Below are 14,352 nucleotides of genomic sequence, written 5' to 3'. Positions count from 1 at the left end.
CCGCAGCCATGTTTTCACGCCAGCAAGGCGTACCCGAAGGGAACAGGGAGACTGACCTGAATCAGGCACCGCTGATCCGTTCCGAGACAGGCCCTGGTTCGCGCGGGTGCCAGGTTCGAGAACGATGTCCTCGTCGAGCGTCCAGAAGTTGCTGCTGTCTGATCAGCTCACGGATCCGCGGAGGCGGTTGCACGGTTCGGCAAGCCCCGTCCTTTGGCGTCGCTGTCCCGGGTTGCTGCCGTCACCGGTCTTCGCTTCGGCCGAACCTGAGATAGGTGAAGAGGCCGAAGATGTTCCCGAAGGCGCAGATGGCCAGCCAGACCTGGGGCGGGAACTGCCGTGTGCGTGGGTGCCGTGAGATGTCGATCATGCAGAGGATGGCGGGGAGGATCGCGATGAGCGGCACGATCGCGACCCATGGCGTGGGCGGCGGTGAACTGAGGGAGTCGGCCAGCACGGGTAGGTCTCTCGGGGAAGGCGGCCCTCACCCCGCGAGGGGGCGGGCCGGCGTCTTACGGGGTTTCGGGGGCGAGGATGGTGAGTCCGGCGACCTTCTCGTCCGTATCGAACGCGACCCGGGCCTTCATGTTGCCGGCCTCGTAGCGCAGCGGGATGTCGACGACGGTGTGGTCGCCGATGCGGCGGACAAACGGCTCACCCTCATCGAAGCCCTCGAACGCACCCACAAGGCCGGTGACCGTGGCCAGGCCGTCGCCCCGGACTTCGTCGGTGAAAGCTTCCAGGACCTGCGCGTTGAAGGACTGCCTGGCTTCGTCCATGCGCCCTTCGAGGACGGCCGTGACGATCGTGATCGCTCGTTCTCCAGCGTCAGCCATGCGTACTGTCTTGTCCATGGGTTCTCCCGTCCGGGGATCGATGGGCTTGCCGAACCGCTGGAAGGCGGCCTGGCGGGTGACTCCGAGCAGGTCCCCGAGCTCCTGCCAGGTGTGGCCGGCATCCCGGCACTGCTGCACGCACAGCTTGAGCACCTGTTCCGCCAGACCGTCGACGCTTTGAGCACGCCGGACCAGGTCGAGGTAGACAGGTGACGCCAATGGGTCGGCCAGCGCCTCGGCCAAGGCCGATGCCTGCTCGGCCAGCAGACCGCTGAGGGTAGTGAGAGTCCGGGGGGAATCGGCCATGCGTAAAGGATGCCTTTACAACTAGAGCAATGTCAAGGAAGCCTTTACGAGTGCCGGCCCGTCACGCCGGCACTCGCACTCCCACGATCCGCAACTCTTGCCCCTTGCTCTGAAGTTGCTGGTCGCCGGACTGGTGTGATGACTCTCCTGCTGCTCGTACTGGTCGTGCTGGTCGTGCTGGTCGTGCTGGTCGTGCTGGTCGTGCTGGTCGTGGCCGGTCGTGGCCGGTCGTCCGGGCTGTAGACCATCTGCCAGCGGGCGACTTCGAGGTTCGCGAGGACGAGCAGGGCCCGCAGGAGTGTGGTGGCGTGGCGAGCGTGAAGGCGGAGCTTGGCCGGGACGCGCCAGTTCCCCAGAGGGGCGAAGGCGTGCTCGCAGGCGGCGCGTTCGGCGGCGGTCAGCTTGGTGACCTGCTTCTTCGCCAGGGTGAAGGCCTGTCAGCGTCGTTCACCGGATATGTCCTTGGCAAGGCAGACGGCTCCGTCAGGGCCGGCCATTGACACCGGCTGGTAGCCCTGGCCCTGGTAGAGGTCGATGTTCCGCAGGCTCTTGGCGCCGGTGAACAGCAGGATGCGGCGGAAGTCCGGTCCGGCGGCGGCTTCGGCGGTGCGCAACAGCCACCGGCCCAGTCCTCGGCCGCGCAGGTCGGGCACGACGGCGAGCCGCCCCAGGTGCCAGTCGGTCTCGATGGAGCGGGTTCGCACCATACCCAGCAGCCGGCCGTCGAGCCAGATGCCCGTGGTGTGCCAGCTGGCCAGCCACTCACGCACCTCCTCCAGCGACTCGTGCAGTGCCGGTACGGCAATGGTGTCGTTGACGACGGCCTCTTCCACCCAGCAGCACCGCTGCAGCACGGTGACCTCCGGAGCGTCGTCCGGGGTCAGCCGCCTCGCGTAGGACCCCGGCAAGGGGCCGGGCAAGGTCCCGGCTCGCGCGCTCTCGCGCATCGGCCTCAGGGCGTGGGCGACCCGGACCAGCTCGTCCAGCAGAGCGACACCCGCCGCATCGCGGGTGGCGTCCGGCCGTAGCCGCCCGTGCCGCACGGAATCACCGATGCGGATCGCGACCGTGGCACCCAGCGGGACCATGCGCAGCGTGGTCACCACCTGCTTGGCGTGCTGGACGGATCGGGTACCCGCCGACGTGTTGCCATAGCTGACGAAGCCGATCGGCTTCCACGCCCACTCGGCGCTGAGGTAGTCCAGCGCGTTCTTCAGAGTCGCCGGCATCCCGTAGTTGTACTCCGGCGTGACCGCGATGAACCCTTCCGCGGCGTCCGCGATCGCGCTCCACCGACGGGTGTGCTCGTGCTGGTAGACGCCCGATGACGGATGTTCCTCCTCGTCGAGGAAGGGCAGCCTCAGGTCGCCGAGTGCCACCGGTACGAGTTCGACGCCCAGTTCCGCCGCCCGAGGGGTGATCGCGTCGATCAGCCCCTGCCCCACGGCGGGGCCGAGGGCGCCCGGGCGGGTGCTGCACATCAGAACGAGAATACGAAGCTTTTTCGTTGACATGGAAACGAAACCTACGTGCTAGGTTGATTACATGTCAACGAACTCGTCGCCCGGGGCCGCGCGCTGGCTGAACCACGACGAGGACCGAGCCTGGCGGGCCTTCCGGCGCGTCATGGTCACTGTCCAGACCGGCACGGCGCGCGATCTGGCCGCGATCGGCCTGTCCGAACCCGACTACGAGGTACTGAGCACACTGTCGGAGCATCCGGGGCATACCGGCACGCTGAGGGAACAAGCCGACAAGATGGGCTGGTCACGCAGCCGGCTGTCCCGGCACGCGACCCGGATGGAAGCACGCGGTCTGCTGCGGCGCGCACCGGACCCGACCGACGGCAGGGGCTGCCTCCTGATGCTCACCGCACAAGGTCTGGACGCACTCGAGAACGCCGCACCGACCCACGTCGCGTCGGTGCGACACCACTTCATCGACCGGCTCGCCCCCGCAGACCTCGCCGCCCTCGAGCAGATCGCCCGGAAGCTGGAACAACCTCAAGCCGATGGCGATCCCGACGAGCGATCACCCACACGGCGCTCATCGGCATGACCACCCGTTGGGGCAGAACAGTCCTCCGGGACACATCGTCAGCGCGCTCTCACCGGCCACCGGATCCGCCGTTGCTCAGACACTCCCTGTCTGAGCGGCAGACACCTGACAGACGAGATCCTTGCCGTACCAGATCTCCATGTAGGGGCCCGTGCAGTAAGCAGGTATCTCGGCATAGCCGTGACGTACGTACAGCGAGCGGGCCTCGATCAGATCCAGGCGGGTATTGAGGACCATCCGGCGGGCACCGAGCCTGCGCGCCTCGTCCTCCAGCACGTTGAGCAGGAGGCTCGCGCCCCTGCGTCCGCGGAGGACGGGCCGCACGTAGACCCGGGTGAGTTCGGCACGGGTCGCGTCCAGCATGACCACCCCACCGCAGGCGGCCACCTCGCCGCCATAGCGGCCGACGACGAACTGACCCGTGGGCGGGGCAAGGAGCTCGGCTCCGTCCCCGGCCAGCCCCTGGTCGATCTCTTCGGAGGTCGCCGGCCGCTTCCAGTAACGGCTCGCGACCTCGGCATAGTAGTCACGACGCAGGCTCGTCGCGTCAGGCGAGTCGAAGGCCTCAGGGGCAATGATCCAAGTCATGCCCCCTGCAATACAGCGACCACGTGAGCCCAGCAAGCAGTTTTTGGCGAGCCAGGACTCGTACCTGGCAACTGACATCGATAGTTGACATCAACGTCACCGGACGACGACGGATCCGGGCGAGCGGACCTGCACCCGCAACGGCCGCAGAGCACCATTCCAAGCAGCCCCAGCGCGCCCGGTCGTGCCCCGCCTCGTGGTGTAAGCGAACTTGCTCGACGCGTTCCGGTAAACCGCGCGTCAGCCACCTCATGGGACCCGGCTCCCGCACCGCGCACGGCTGACCTGCCGTCAGCGCCATGGGTGACCCTGAACCGCGTCGACGCGGCGATGACCTGCGCATTCCGAGTACTTGATCGGCTACACCACCTGGCGGGACGCGATCCCAATGACGACCAACGACGACCACCAGGCGCACGGGCCTACCGTCTCTGAGCAGCGAAAACGCAGGTCACCAAGATCCCCGGCAAGACCCAGGGCAAGAAGAAGCAACCCGACGCCGTAAGCCCCCGGCCTGCGCATACGGCGCGGGCCGGGGGCTGTCGTTTGCTCTGGCCCCCTGTGGGCCCTCAGCATCGGAAGCCGTCAGGCCGCAGCGCCTTGGCGAGGGCCTTCCGCGTGCGGCCGCGACTGCCGGGCATGAGGTGGACCTACACCTTCAGTGTGAGCCTCGGCTCGGTATGCCCCAGGTGTACTCACTGACGGCTACGGCGTTCTCCCCGGTGTCCATCCAGCAGGACCAACACGTCGAAGTGCCTCAGCAAGCGGTGTTCATGTGCCGGGCGGGCCGGGAGCGGGGCGGGGACTTTCCAGACGGAGGACGAGTGCGCGCAGGGCGCGGAGTTCGGCGTCCAGTGCCTGCGCGCCTTCGCGGGTCAGGGCGATCCACGTCCGTGGGCGACGACCGACGTAGCCCTTCTCCACGGTGATCAGGTTCGATTCCTCGAGCACTTTCAGGTGCCGGGAGAGGTTTCCGTCCGTGGCGGCCAGCTGCTTTTTCAGGAAGCCGAACTCGACCCGGTCGGCTTCCCGGGCGATGGTGAGAATGCCGAGTCGCACACGCTGATGGACGGTGTCGTCCAGAGACTGGGCCGGATGGAGCCCTTCCTGGTCATCCCGTGCAGCGGCCGCCCCGACACTCATGAGGCAACCGTACTCGCCTCGGCGTGACCGGACGCGGCTCGACGACGTGCCAGCGCCCACTCGGCCAGGCCGGCGAGAAGCAGGACAGCGGCGAGCAGGAGCGCCTTGGCCTGCGGTCCGTCGGACCAGCCCGGGTGGGCGGGGTGCCGCCAGGGAAGCCATCCACTGCCCCAGGAGGCACCGAGGTAGCCGGTGAGCAACAGGGCATGAGCGGCGCCGGCGCCGGCCGCGATCCAGCTTCGTTCGACCACCCCGAGAGCGACGAGCCCGATACCGACCAGGTACCACGGGGAGGCGTAGCTGTTCTCCAGCACCACGAGCTCCCACGCCTGGTTCCTGCCGAACAAGAGCGCCAGCAGGGCGGCCGTGATCACTGCGGTGGTCACGGTGGTCGCGCGGATCCACACGCTGCGGCGGGGGACGATACCTCGGGACTCGCCACGCAGGCGGTACCAGCGGGCGAAGGTGAACCAGGCCAGGGGGAGGAGCGCGAACCACAGCCCCCAGGCCACGAAGCGCAGGACGGCGCCGTCGAACTCGCCCCTCAGGCAAGGGGTTCCCTGTTCATGGACGACGCACAGGCCGATCAACTCTGCGTAGGCGAAGGCCGGATAGGACATGACGCTGCGACCGTGGGCGCCGAAATTGAAGGCGTACCAGGCGACCGGAGCAGCCGCCAGCGCGAGAAGTCCGAAGCCGAGAAGAGCGACCCATGAGCCGTTCATCTGCGCGCGGGTCCTGGCCCGCAGACCTTCCGTGGCCGCCAACAGGGCCGCAACCTGTGCCCTCGGTTCGGATCTCGCGCTGCTCAGTGACGGTTTTCCCACGGTGTCCCCCTTGTGGTCGCGCCTCGGGAGCGCAGGGAAGCGGACGACCGGCCGGTCGCCCACCGAGCTACTTTGCATAACAAAGTACACTGCGCTCAAGAGTTATTCACCGGGTCGCCGCACCGGCGCAGGCGGCCGCCCTACCGGCATGAAGTCCTCTGACATGACGAGTACAACCAAAGGTGCAGTTCAAGCTCGACGAGTGAGTGTCGGCTGCCGAGTGATCACGTCGGGGCCGCCGGGCCACTCAGCAGCGACCGAGGGCACACATCCACCCTGCCCTCCAACCCGGCATCACCAACTCACCTCAACGGCAGCGCACGCAGGCGGCCTTGAGCGGCCGAGCGCACAGGCCCAGCAACCGCCAAGGCTCCAGAACACCCGAAGGATCGAACTCCTGAAGGGGTGGGCCAGAAGCGGTGGGCTGTCCGTTGTCAGTCCGTACTGGTCCATGCGTCCGGGCGGGGCGCGAGGACCGCGGAGACGACCGTGCCGGACGAGGCCACGACATCAGCCACGAAGCGCAGGCGTCCGATACCGAGTCGTCGCAGCGCCGGGCCGTGGTCGGCGGCGACGGCGAGGGAGACCGCGAGCAGAAGGAGTCGCCACAGGGCCATCACCGGGCGGCGCACTGCGCGGGGCAGCTCCGCCAGGGAGGCGTGCAACCGCTCGCAGTGGAACGGGACGTGGCGCTGTTCGTCGGACAGGATGCGCCCCGCCACATCCGAAGTGAGCGAGTCGTCGGTGCCGTCGCGCAGGGCCCGGTAGTAACGCAGTGCCACCACTTCCGCGATCATCAGCACCAGCAGTTCCATGCGCAGGCCCATGAGTCGCCGCAGCCGTACGAAGATCGTGTCGCTCCAGTGCCCGGTCAACGTCGGTATGTGCCCCGCGGCCAGCAGCCGGGCGAGAAGACGGGCGTGGTTCTGCTCCTCGGCGACGAAGAGCCGGACCGCCCGTGCGTAGTCGCCGTCGCCGGCCTCGTCCGCTTTGCCGATGAGGTTGGCGCCGTCACCGTCCTCGCCGACCTGGAAGCGCTGGATGCCGGCCCACACCGCCGGATGCAGCGTCGCGCCCTGCTCCCAGTCCGGGTCGCCCTGGGCGCTCCTGCGCTCGCGCTCGTCCTCGAACCGCCTTGTCCACTTGGCGAAGCCACCCGTGTGCACCCGGTCTCCCCTCCTCGGGGCGCGACCACCGCGTCCCGATGAGGGACGACGACGGCGGAGACCGAACCGTTCCACCGCTGCCCGGCGCCGCGAGCCTCACCGGCTCACACGTCCCGCACGAGAGACCTGTGGATCACCTCACGGCGATGGAACGTGCCAACGGCAGCACGCTGATCGCTACCGGGTCGCACGAGGGCGATATCAGTCTGTACGTCTGACGTGGCGAGAAGGCGTGCCGGACGCATGCCAGGTCGTGCCGGGAACCACGGGCGGCCGGCCGTGGCCGAAGGTTCCTTCACGACAGGTCGATCCGACAACCAGCCATGGACAACCCGAGCTTCCCGGACTCAGGGCGCGAGTTCGATCCTCGTCACCCGCTCCATGGGAAACTTTCAGGTCATCGCCCCAGGGATTCTTGCGTCCAGACCGGCCGCGACGGGTGCTGACAGCCACCGCAGGAGCCGTCATGGCCGAAGAGACGGTTCCACGATTAACGTCCTCCCGTCAGCCGCTACGCCGCCGCAGTGCCGTGATCACTGCCGGTCGGCATCCGCACCGTGTGATCACCGAAGTCCGCAACCAGGTCCAGTCGGCCACCGGGCGCCTCCACATAGCGGGCGATGACGTCCGGCATGGCCCCCTCGCCGTGTTCGATCCGGGAAACCCTGACGATGCCGACTCCCGTCCGGGCCGCCACTTCCCGCTGGGCGAGACCGGACTGCTTGCGCGCCTCGGCGAGCCGATGGCCGCGCGTCTCGGCGAGGAGCCGGCGAGACCCTGCCTCCACCTCGACCGGCTCCATGCCCGCCACGTACAGCTCCTGCTCCAGAGCCTCCCAGTCCTGCGCAACCTTCTTGGGCAGGACTACTCCTCATCCTCGTCGCTGGTGTATTAAGTGTCCCGCGCCAGTAGTTGATCGTCAGTGGTTGCGTGACCTCTGCTGCTGGTGCGTCAGTTCCTCGTCGGGGCCCGAAGCTGGAACCGTTGTTGCTCTCTGATGACGAGCGGGCAGTGTTGGAGCGATGGGCGAGCTCGCCCGACCGGCCTTTCCCGACCACGACGTCCGTGGTGCAGGCGCCCGTTCCGGGGAGCGTGACCGGCTCGCTCGGGAACTTCATGTCCCAGCAGCGGTAATCGGGAGCGCACTGGTCGGTGCCGGTGAGCCGGACCGTGTCGAGGACCCGGTCGCTGCCCTTCTTCCGGATACGGATACTGACGTCCTCAGGGCGCGCATGGTCGTCGTAGGACTCGTGGACGGCGTATACCTTGCCGTCCTTCACATCGGTCCAGGTGCGCGACTTGAGGTTGACGTCGGCCGCCTGCCCGGCCGCCCGGTGTCAGTGGGGGAAGGGGCCGCCGAGCGTCTTGTACGTCATCTTGAGGGACTTCACCGTGAACGACTTCGAACCGGTGCCGGTGGTGCCGGACTTGGAGCCCTTCAGCAGGTGGACCAGGCCCCAGCGGGTGTTGTCCAGCTGCTCGTTCGTGTCGACGACCAGGTCGGCACGGCCGTCGCGGGTGTAGTCGGTGAGCTTGAGATTCTGGCCGAAGGAGTCGTTGTTCTCGACGGCTCCCGCGACACCGGACGTGTTCTGGTGGTACGCCTTGGCTCCGGTGCCGGACAGGCCGCCCTTGCGGCCGAGCAGGACCGTGACCATGCCGCCGTCGCGCTTGCCTTCCAAGTCCTCTCCGGGGGCGCCGACGGCGAGGTCCGCGTAGCCGTCGCCGTTGACGTCGCCTGCGACGACGGCGGCACCGAAGTGGTCCCCCTTCTCCGAGGAGCCCGGCACGCCCGCCGTGTTCTGAGTGAACTTCACCGGCTTGCGGGCGGTGTTCGGGCCGGAGGAACCGCCGTAGTGGACCGTGACATAGCCCTTCTCGCCGTCCGGCCGCTCGTAGCCGCGTCCGATGGCGAGGTCGCCGTAGCCGTCCTTGTCGAAGTCGCCGATGGCGGTGATGGGGCCGCCGCCCACCTGGTGGCCGCCGTCGTCCGGTACGAGGGTCGCGCTCGCGCGCCGGGTGAAGTCGGCGCCGCCGCGGTGGAAGTATGCGCGCAGGTTCAGGCCGTCACCGCCCTGGAGATCGCTGCCGAGGATGTACAGGTCGGTGGCGCCGTCGGCGGTGACCTGGCCCGCCACCAGCTGGGACGCGCTCAGGTAGCCGTAGCTTTTGCCGAGGGACTGCCAGCCGCTCTTCCCGCCCTTCCGGGTGAAGGGGCCCTTGAGCAGGACCGCGCCGGCCCGGCTGACGCTGATCGCGGCGAGGTCCTGGTCGCCGTCGCCGTCGAAGTCGCCCGCGACGACGTCCAGGCCGAACTGGTCGCCCGAGTAGGCGTTCTCCGGCGCGATGGGCGAGTGGAAGACGGTGCCGGAGCCGAGACCCTTCGACCCGCCCCAGACGACGGTCAGGCCCCCGCGCATCTGGATCGCGCCGACCTTCTCGCCCGGTGAGGCGACGACCAGGTCCGCGTAGCCGTCGCGGTCGAGGTCGGCGCTGGTCGCGGCGAACCCCCAGTCGTCCCCCTCCTCCACCGCTCCGGGGATGCCTGGCGAGTTCTGGTGAATGGTCTGGACGCGCGTGCCGGGGCCGGTCGACGTGCCGTAGACGACGGTGACCCGGCCGTCCTTGCCGTGCGCCCCGCCGAGCATGACGAAGTCGCGGTAACCGTCGCCGTTGAAGTCGTCGGACAGCTTGGCGGGGGCCGCGGCCGCCGTCGGGGCGACGAGGAGGGAGGTGCAGACCGCTGCCGCGAGTGCCGTGGCGGTGGCGAGGACGGTGCGTGAGGCGCGCATGGTTCTCCGTTGTCCGTGACGTGCCCGTAGGGCCCGACGTGCCCGTAGGGCCCTTGAACTGCGTTCTTGGACTCGCACGGATGTCCAATGGTTGTACGCGGCACGGACACGGCACGGACGCAGCACGAACGCGGATACGGACGCGGATACGGACGCGGGCGCCTTCGGCTCACAGCTCGTCGGTCGGCTGCGGGAACCGGGGTTTCGTTACGTCTGCTGCCCGGGGGTACCCGTGGGGGCGCTGTGGGCTCGTGTTCGTGCAGCGGGCCGCCCGTCCCCCGACCTCGGAGCGAACGTGAAGGCACTGGTCATCAACTGCACCCTCAAGGCGTCCCCCGAACCCTCCAACACCGAGGCGCTGTCCGGCGTGGTCGCGGAGCGGCTGTCCAAGCACGAGGTCGAAGTGGACCTCGTACGGGCCGTCGACCTCCACCTCGTCCCCGGCGTGGTCACCGACGGGGGCGACGGCGACGAGTGGCCCCGGGTCCACGCGAAGCTCCTGGAATCGGAGATCCTGATCATCGCCTCGCCGACGTGGCTGGGCCGGCCCTCCTCGGTGGCGCAGCGCGTCCTGGAGCGCATGAACGCGATGATGTCCGAGACGGACGACGAGAATCGCCCCGTCGCCTACAACCGCGTCGCCGGGGTGGTGGTCACCGGGAACGAGGACGGCGCCCACCACGTGATCAGCGAGATCTCCGGGGCCCTCGCGGACATCGGCTACACGATTCCCGGCCAGGCGTGGACGTATTGGCACCTGGGGCCCGGTCCGGGGCCCGACTACCTGGACGAGCAGCGGGGCCGCGAGTGGGCGCACGACACCGGGCGCGCCATGGCCGACAACCTCTTCGGCGTCGCACGGGCACTGACCACACACCCGTTGTCGGCCCCCGGCTGAGGTTCCCTCCTCGCCACTACGGCATGAGCAGGCAAGGGCGTGGCCCGCCGAGCGTGTGACGTCTCCTCTCGGCGGGCCTCTCGCGTCAGCGGTCGAGTGCGCTCTTCAACTGCTGCTTGCTCATCGAGGAGCGACCGTGGATGTTGCGCTTCCTGGCCTCTTCGTAGAGCTGGTCCCTGGTCGGCCCTTCCGCGCCGCTGTGCGAGCGCTCCCCGCCGCGCTGGGAGGCCGACTTCGGGTCCCGCAGGGAGGCCTTGCCGGCGGTCCTGGACTCGCCCGACCTGGCCCGCTCCTTGTTGACGGTCCGGGCCGCGATCTCCTCGGCCCGCTTCGACGACTCGCCACGGTCCTCGGCGCTCTCCTTGATGTGTTCGTACTGACGTTCACGCTTGGAGCTGGATCCAGCCGGCATGGTGTTTCTCCCTGTCTCTCGGTCTCCCGGTCTCTCGGTCTCTCGGTCTCTTGGTCTCTTGGTCTCTTGGTCTCGCGGACTCTCGTCCGGACTGCGGTCGGGTGGCGGGCCCCTCCGGTGGAGGGACCGTCGGAATCGACGAGTTCCCCGGGAACCCGCCCGAACACGCGGCCGTCGTGCCCTCCCACCCCACCACTCGGCGTGTCAGTCCTGCACGAGTTGATCGGCCAGGCGATGCGCCTGGGCCAGCAGCGTTCCGTAGGTCGCCAGCGCGGCCGGGTCGTCGGGCACGGCTCCCGGCAGCCGTCGACGGAACGCGTCCAGGGCGCGGTGGAGTTCCTCGACCGCCTCGCGCAGCTGCTCCGCGACGGAGTCGTCACGGCCGCTCGGGCCGAACCGGGTCTGACCGTACAGCCGGATGGCGCGCGCTGTATGGCGTAGGAAATCCGCGTAGGCACGGGTGAGTTCCGGGGCAGGTCGGGTCGTCTTCCCGCCGTCCGCGGTCTCCCACACGGTCCGGGTCACGCCCGCGGTGTGGACGGCGACGTAGTCGAGTACGTCCACCGCGTCGGCGTACGCCTCGCCGGGCGGGGAGAGAGCCCGCTTGCGACGCCCGAGCGGGTTGACGCGCATGCTTTCCCGGCCCCAGCCGATCGCCGACCGCGCCTGGTCGACCAGACGGCCCAGACGCAGCGCCCGCACATGCCAGTCCCCGGCCGCATGGGCGTCCCACTCGCCGGTGGCCAGCCCGTCGGCCACCGCGCCCAGGAGTTCGTGCGCCTCGTGGGCCGTGTCCTCCAGCGCGGCGCGGGCGTCCCGCAGGTACACCGGAGGCCGGATCAGCACGTTGACCGCCACTCCGACCGCCGCGCCGAAGACCGCCTCCAGGACGCGGGCGGCCGACCCGGCGACGGTCACCTGGCCACCGGTCAGTACGAAAAGCGCACCGGTGGCTGCGTAGACACCCTGGCTTCCCAGGCGCTGCCACTGTCCGAGGAGCAGCACCACCGGGAGGACCAGGGCCATCGCGACCATCGTGCTGTCCAGCAGCAGGGCCACCGCTGTCGCCAGCGCCGTGCCCACCCCGATCGCCGCGAGCTGCTGCAGCCCGTGCGCGACCGACCGGTACACCGTCGACTCCACCAGCACCACCGCGACCCACGGCGCCACGAACGCCATCGGCGCCGCGAGCCACCAGCCCATCACCGCCCACGCCACCCAGGCGGCCAGCGCCCCCTTGCCCGCCTGCATCGCCAGATCCCGCTCACGGCCCGGACCTTCCCACGCCCGCCGGACCGCCGCGACGGCTGTCCCGGCCCAGCGCCGGGCGGCCCGGTTCACCCTCTGCATCCACTCCATGGAACAGCAAGTGCCACATCAGGGACGAGACGCACCTGCGGTTCCCGGAGCCGAAGCCGGCTGGTGCCGTCCGGCCCACACCGCCACCTGCGCGGAAGGCCGAGGACGCAGGAGAGGACATCGGAGAGGAGTCCGAAAAGTTGACATGTCTCGCCTCCATGCATGAGTGGCGGTGGGCCGGATACCCGCGGGGAATGGCGCGGACAGCGGGACAGCACGGAAATCACGGCGGGCAGACCCCTGCCGAGAGCGGCGAGGACGAGGGCCGCCAAGCCGAGGACCGGCAGACCGAGACGGGGCGGGCCGAAACGGGGCGGGCTCCCGACGCCGGGCCTGACGAACAGGTGGAGGAGCGGGCGCCGGAGAGCCCTACCGACCTGTCCAAACGCTCCTGGAGGGCGGTCCTGAAAGGCACCCTGAAGGAGTTCCGGAAGGACGAGTTGACCGACCGGGCCGCGGCGCTGACCTACTACTCGATCCTGGCGCTGTTCCCCGCCCTGTTGGCGCTGGTGTCGCTGCTGGGGGTCGTCGGGCGGTCGACCACGCAGTCGGTCCTGGACAACATCCAGAAGCTCGCGCCGGGCCCGGCGCAGGACGTCCTGCGCACCGCGGTGCAGCAGATGCAGGGCAGGGGCGGGATCGGCTCGATCGTGGCGATCCTGGGCCTGGTGCTGGCGGTGTGGTCGGCCTCGGGCTATGTCGCCGCGTTCATCCGCAGCGCCAACGCGGTCTACGACGTCCCCGAGGGCCGTCCGGTGTGGAAGGTGCTGCCGGTGCGGGTCGGCGTGACCGTGTTGCTGATGGTGATGGCGGTGATCAGTTCGCTGATCGTGGTGTTCACCGGCAGCCTGGCCCGGCAGGCCGGCAGTGCGCTCGGGGTCGGTGACGCGGCGCTGACCGTGTGGTCGATCGCGAAGTGGCCGGTGCTGGTCGTCCTGGTCACCGTGATGATCGCGGTCCTGTACTGGGCCACCCCGAACGCGAAGGTCCGCGGCTTCCGCTGGATCACGCTGGGCAGCTTCCTCGCACTGGTGATCTGGATGATCGTCTCGGCGGGGTTCGCGCTGTACGTGGCGAACTTCGGCTCGTACAACAAGACCTACGGCACTTTCGCCGGTGTGATCATTTTCCTGGTGTGGCTGTGGATCACCAACCTGGCCATCCTGCTCGGCCTGGAGTTCGACGCGGAGCTGGCCCGCCAGCGCGCCGTCGCCGGGGGCCATCCGGCCCACGAGGAGCCCTACGTGGAGCCGCGCGACACCCGGAAGTGGGACGAGGAGGACCGCCGCCGCCTCGATTCCTGATGGCCCGTCCTCCTGGAGGGGACACCACTAGTGGGGCGAGCGGCACGAGGAGTGCCCTCACGCTCTCCTGACCGAGCCCGGCGGCAGGTCGACCAGGCGCGGAGCGCCGCACCGACAAAGCGCCACGGAGCGCTGCAGAGCGCGGAAGTGAGGGGCACCGCCGAACAGCCGACGGTGCCCGCTTTCCCGTCCGTCAGCCGGTACGACGTCGCGGCCGGCACCTGGAGCTGGTACGGCTACCGCATCGGCAGCACCACCCCTCCCGGCGACCGGATCGGCCTCTCCGAGATCACCGTGGTCGGCGACAGGCTCGCCGTCATCGAGCGGGACAAGCCGACCGGTCCCGCCGCGAAGGTCAAGCGCGTCTGCACCGTCGACCCGCCGGCATCGGCCGCGCCGTCGGACGAGCTGCCCGTCCTGCGCAAGAGGCTCGCCCACGACGTACTGCCCGACCTGAGGGCGACGAACGGACGGACCCAGGAGAAGCTCGAGGGTCTGACCGTCGGCGGCGACGGCCGCGTCTACGCCGTGACCGACAACGACGCCCTGGACGACGCCTCCGGCGAGACCGTCTTCCTGCGCCTCGGCTCCGGCAAGAAGATCTTCGGCCGCGACTGACCGGCCGGAATCACCGCACCGGCAGGACCCGGGCGGCCGCGGACC

The 14,352-nt window shown here is 69.2% G+C and carries 15 protein-coding genes; 4 read left to right on the top strand and 11 right to left on the bottom strand.

What is annotated here, in order from left to right; genetic code table 11:
* Positions 1-241: 241 nt before the first annotated feature.
* From ACFP2V_RS33040 to ACFP2V_RS33030, 3 genes are all read right to left on the bottom strand, one after another.
* Positions 242-457, bottom strand: coding sequence for a PLDc N-terminal domain-containing protein (locus ACFP2V_RS33040; RefSeq protein WP_381218961.1), 216 nt, complete (start codon positions 455-457; stop codon positions 242-244).
* Between the two features lie 55 nt (positions 458-512).
* Positions 513-1,142 carry a DUF3887 domain-containing protein gene (locus ACFP2V_RS33035; RefSeq protein WP_381218960.1) on the bottom strand — a complete coding sequence of 210 codons (630 nt, stop codon included), beginning with the start codon at positions 1,140-1,142 and terminating at the stop codon, positions 513-515.
* A 437-nt stretch (positions 1,143-1,579) separates the two neighbouring features.
* Positions 1,580-2,656 carry a GNAT family N-acetyltransferase gene (locus ACFP2V_RS33030; RefSeq protein ID WP_381218959.1) on the bottom strand — a complete coding sequence of 359 codons (1,077 nt, stop codon included), beginning with the start codon at positions 2,654-2,656 and terminating at the stop codon, positions 1,580-1,582.
* 31 nt (positions 2,657-2,687) lie between these two features.
* Here ACFP2V_RS33030 and ACFP2V_RS33025 point away from each other — a divergent pair, with 31 nt between their 5' ends.
* Positions 2,688-3,200 carry a MarR family winged helix-turn-helix transcriptional regulator gene (locus ACFP2V_RS33025; protein ID WP_381218958.1) on the top strand — a complete coding sequence of 171 codons (513 nt, stop codon included), beginning with the start codon at positions 2,688-2,690 and terminating at the stop codon, positions 3,198-3,200.
* Between the two features lie 75 nt (positions 3,201-3,275).
* Here ACFP2V_RS33025 and ACFP2V_RS33020 read toward each other — a convergent pair whose 3' ends face one another.
* The 6 genes from ACFP2V_RS33020 to ACFP2V_RS32995 all read right to left on the bottom strand — a co-directional run bounded on the left by ACFP2V_RS33020 (position 3,276) and on the right by ACFP2V_RS32995 (position 9,716).
* The gene (locus tag ACFP2V_RS33020; protein WP_381218957.1) at positions 3,276-3,788 is read right to left on the bottom strand and encodes a GNAT family N-acetyltransferase; all 513 of its coding nucleotides are present in this window, start codon (positions 3,786-3,788) and stop codon (positions 3,276-3,278) included.
* A gap of 771 nt (positions 3,789-4,559) precedes the next feature.
* Complete coding sequence (locus ACFP2V_RS33015) at positions 4,560-4,931, bottom strand: winged helix-turn-helix domain-containing protein (RefSeq protein ID WP_381218956.1); 372 nt, start codon at positions 4,929-4,931, stop codon at positions 4,560-4,562.
* Positions 4,928-5,656 carry a hypothetical protein gene (locus ACFP2V_RS33010; RefSeq protein ID WP_381218955.1) on the bottom strand — a complete coding sequence of 243 codons (729 nt, stop codon included), beginning with the start codon at positions 5,654-5,656 and terminating at the stop codon, positions 4,928-4,930. Before ACFP2V_RS33010 ends, ACFP2V_RS33015 begins: the two co-directional genes overlap by 4 nt.
* 536 nt (positions 5,657-6,192) lie before the next feature.
* Positions 6,193-6,924, bottom strand: a complete 732-nt coding sequence (locus ACFP2V_RS33005) for a ferritin-like domain-containing protein (RefSeq protein ID WP_381218954.1) — start codon at positions 6,922-6,924, stop codon at positions 6,193-6,195.
* A 511-nt stretch (positions 6,925-7,435) separates the two neighbouring features.
* A complete protein-coding gene (locus tag ACFP2V_RS33000; protein WP_381218965.1) occupies positions 7,436-7,726 on the bottom strand; it encodes a helix-turn-helix domain-containing protein in 291 nt (96 codons plus the stop codon).
* A gap of 535 nt (positions 7,727-8,261) precedes the next feature.
* Positions 8,262-9,716, bottom strand: a complete 1,455-nt coding sequence (locus tag ACFP2V_RS32995; RefSeq protein WP_381218953.1) for an FG-GAP and VCBS repeat-containing protein — start codon at positions 9,714-9,716, stop codon at positions 8,262-8,264.
* Between the two features lie 295 nt (positions 9,717-10,011).
* Between ACFP2V_RS32995 and ACFP2V_RS32990 the strand changes: the two genes are divergently transcribed.
* Positions 10,012-10,614 carry a flavodoxin family protein gene (locus ACFP2V_RS32990; protein WP_381218952.1) on the top strand — a complete coding sequence of 201 codons (603 nt, stop codon included), beginning with the start codon at positions 10,012-10,014 and terminating at the stop codon, positions 10,612-10,614.
* A gap of 85 nt (positions 10,615-10,699) precedes the next feature.
* Here the strand turns inward: ACFP2V_RS32990 and ACFP2V_RS32985 are convergent, their stop codons facing one another.
* Positions 10,700-11,026 carry a plasmid stabilization protein gene (locus ACFP2V_RS32985; protein WP_381218951.1) on the bottom strand — a complete coding sequence of 109 codons (327 nt, stop codon included), beginning with the start codon at positions 11,024-11,026 and terminating at the stop codon, positions 10,700-10,702.
* A 204-nt stretch (positions 11,027-11,230) separates the two neighbouring features.
* Positions 11,231-12,385 carry an aromatic acid exporter family protein gene (locus ACFP2V_RS32980; RefSeq protein ID WP_381218950.1) on the bottom strand — a complete coding sequence of 385 codons (1,155 nt, stop codon included), beginning with the start codon at positions 12,383-12,385 and terminating at the stop codon, positions 11,231-11,233.
* A 194-nt stretch (positions 12,386-12,579) separates the two neighbouring features.
* On the opposite strand from ACFP2V_RS32980, the gene ACFP2V_RS32975 reads away from it, so the two are divergent.
* Together ACFP2V_RS32975 and ACFP2V_RS32970 are read left to right on the top strand one after the other, a co-directional pair.
* Positions 12,580-13,689 carry a YihY/virulence factor BrkB family protein gene (locus ACFP2V_RS32975; protein ID WP_381218949.1) on the top strand — a complete coding sequence of 370 codons (1,110 nt, stop codon included), beginning with the start codon at positions 12,580-12,582 and terminating at the stop codon, positions 13,687-13,689.
* Between the two features lie 147 nt (positions 13,690-13,836).
* A complete protein-coding gene (locus ACFP2V_RS32970) occupies positions 13,837-14,307 on the top strand; it encodes an esterase-like activity of phytase family protein (protein ID WP_381218948.1) in 471 nt (156 codons plus the stop codon).
* The last annotated feature ends 45 nt before the right edge of the window (positions 14,308-14,352 follow it).

This window comes from Streptomyces incanus (genome assembly GCF_042656345.1).
Lineage (GTDB): Bacteria > Actinomycetota > Actinomycetes > Streptomycetales > Streptomycetaceae > Streptomyces > Streptomyces incanus.
This window is presented reverse-complemented; position numbering and strand designations above follow the sequence as displayed.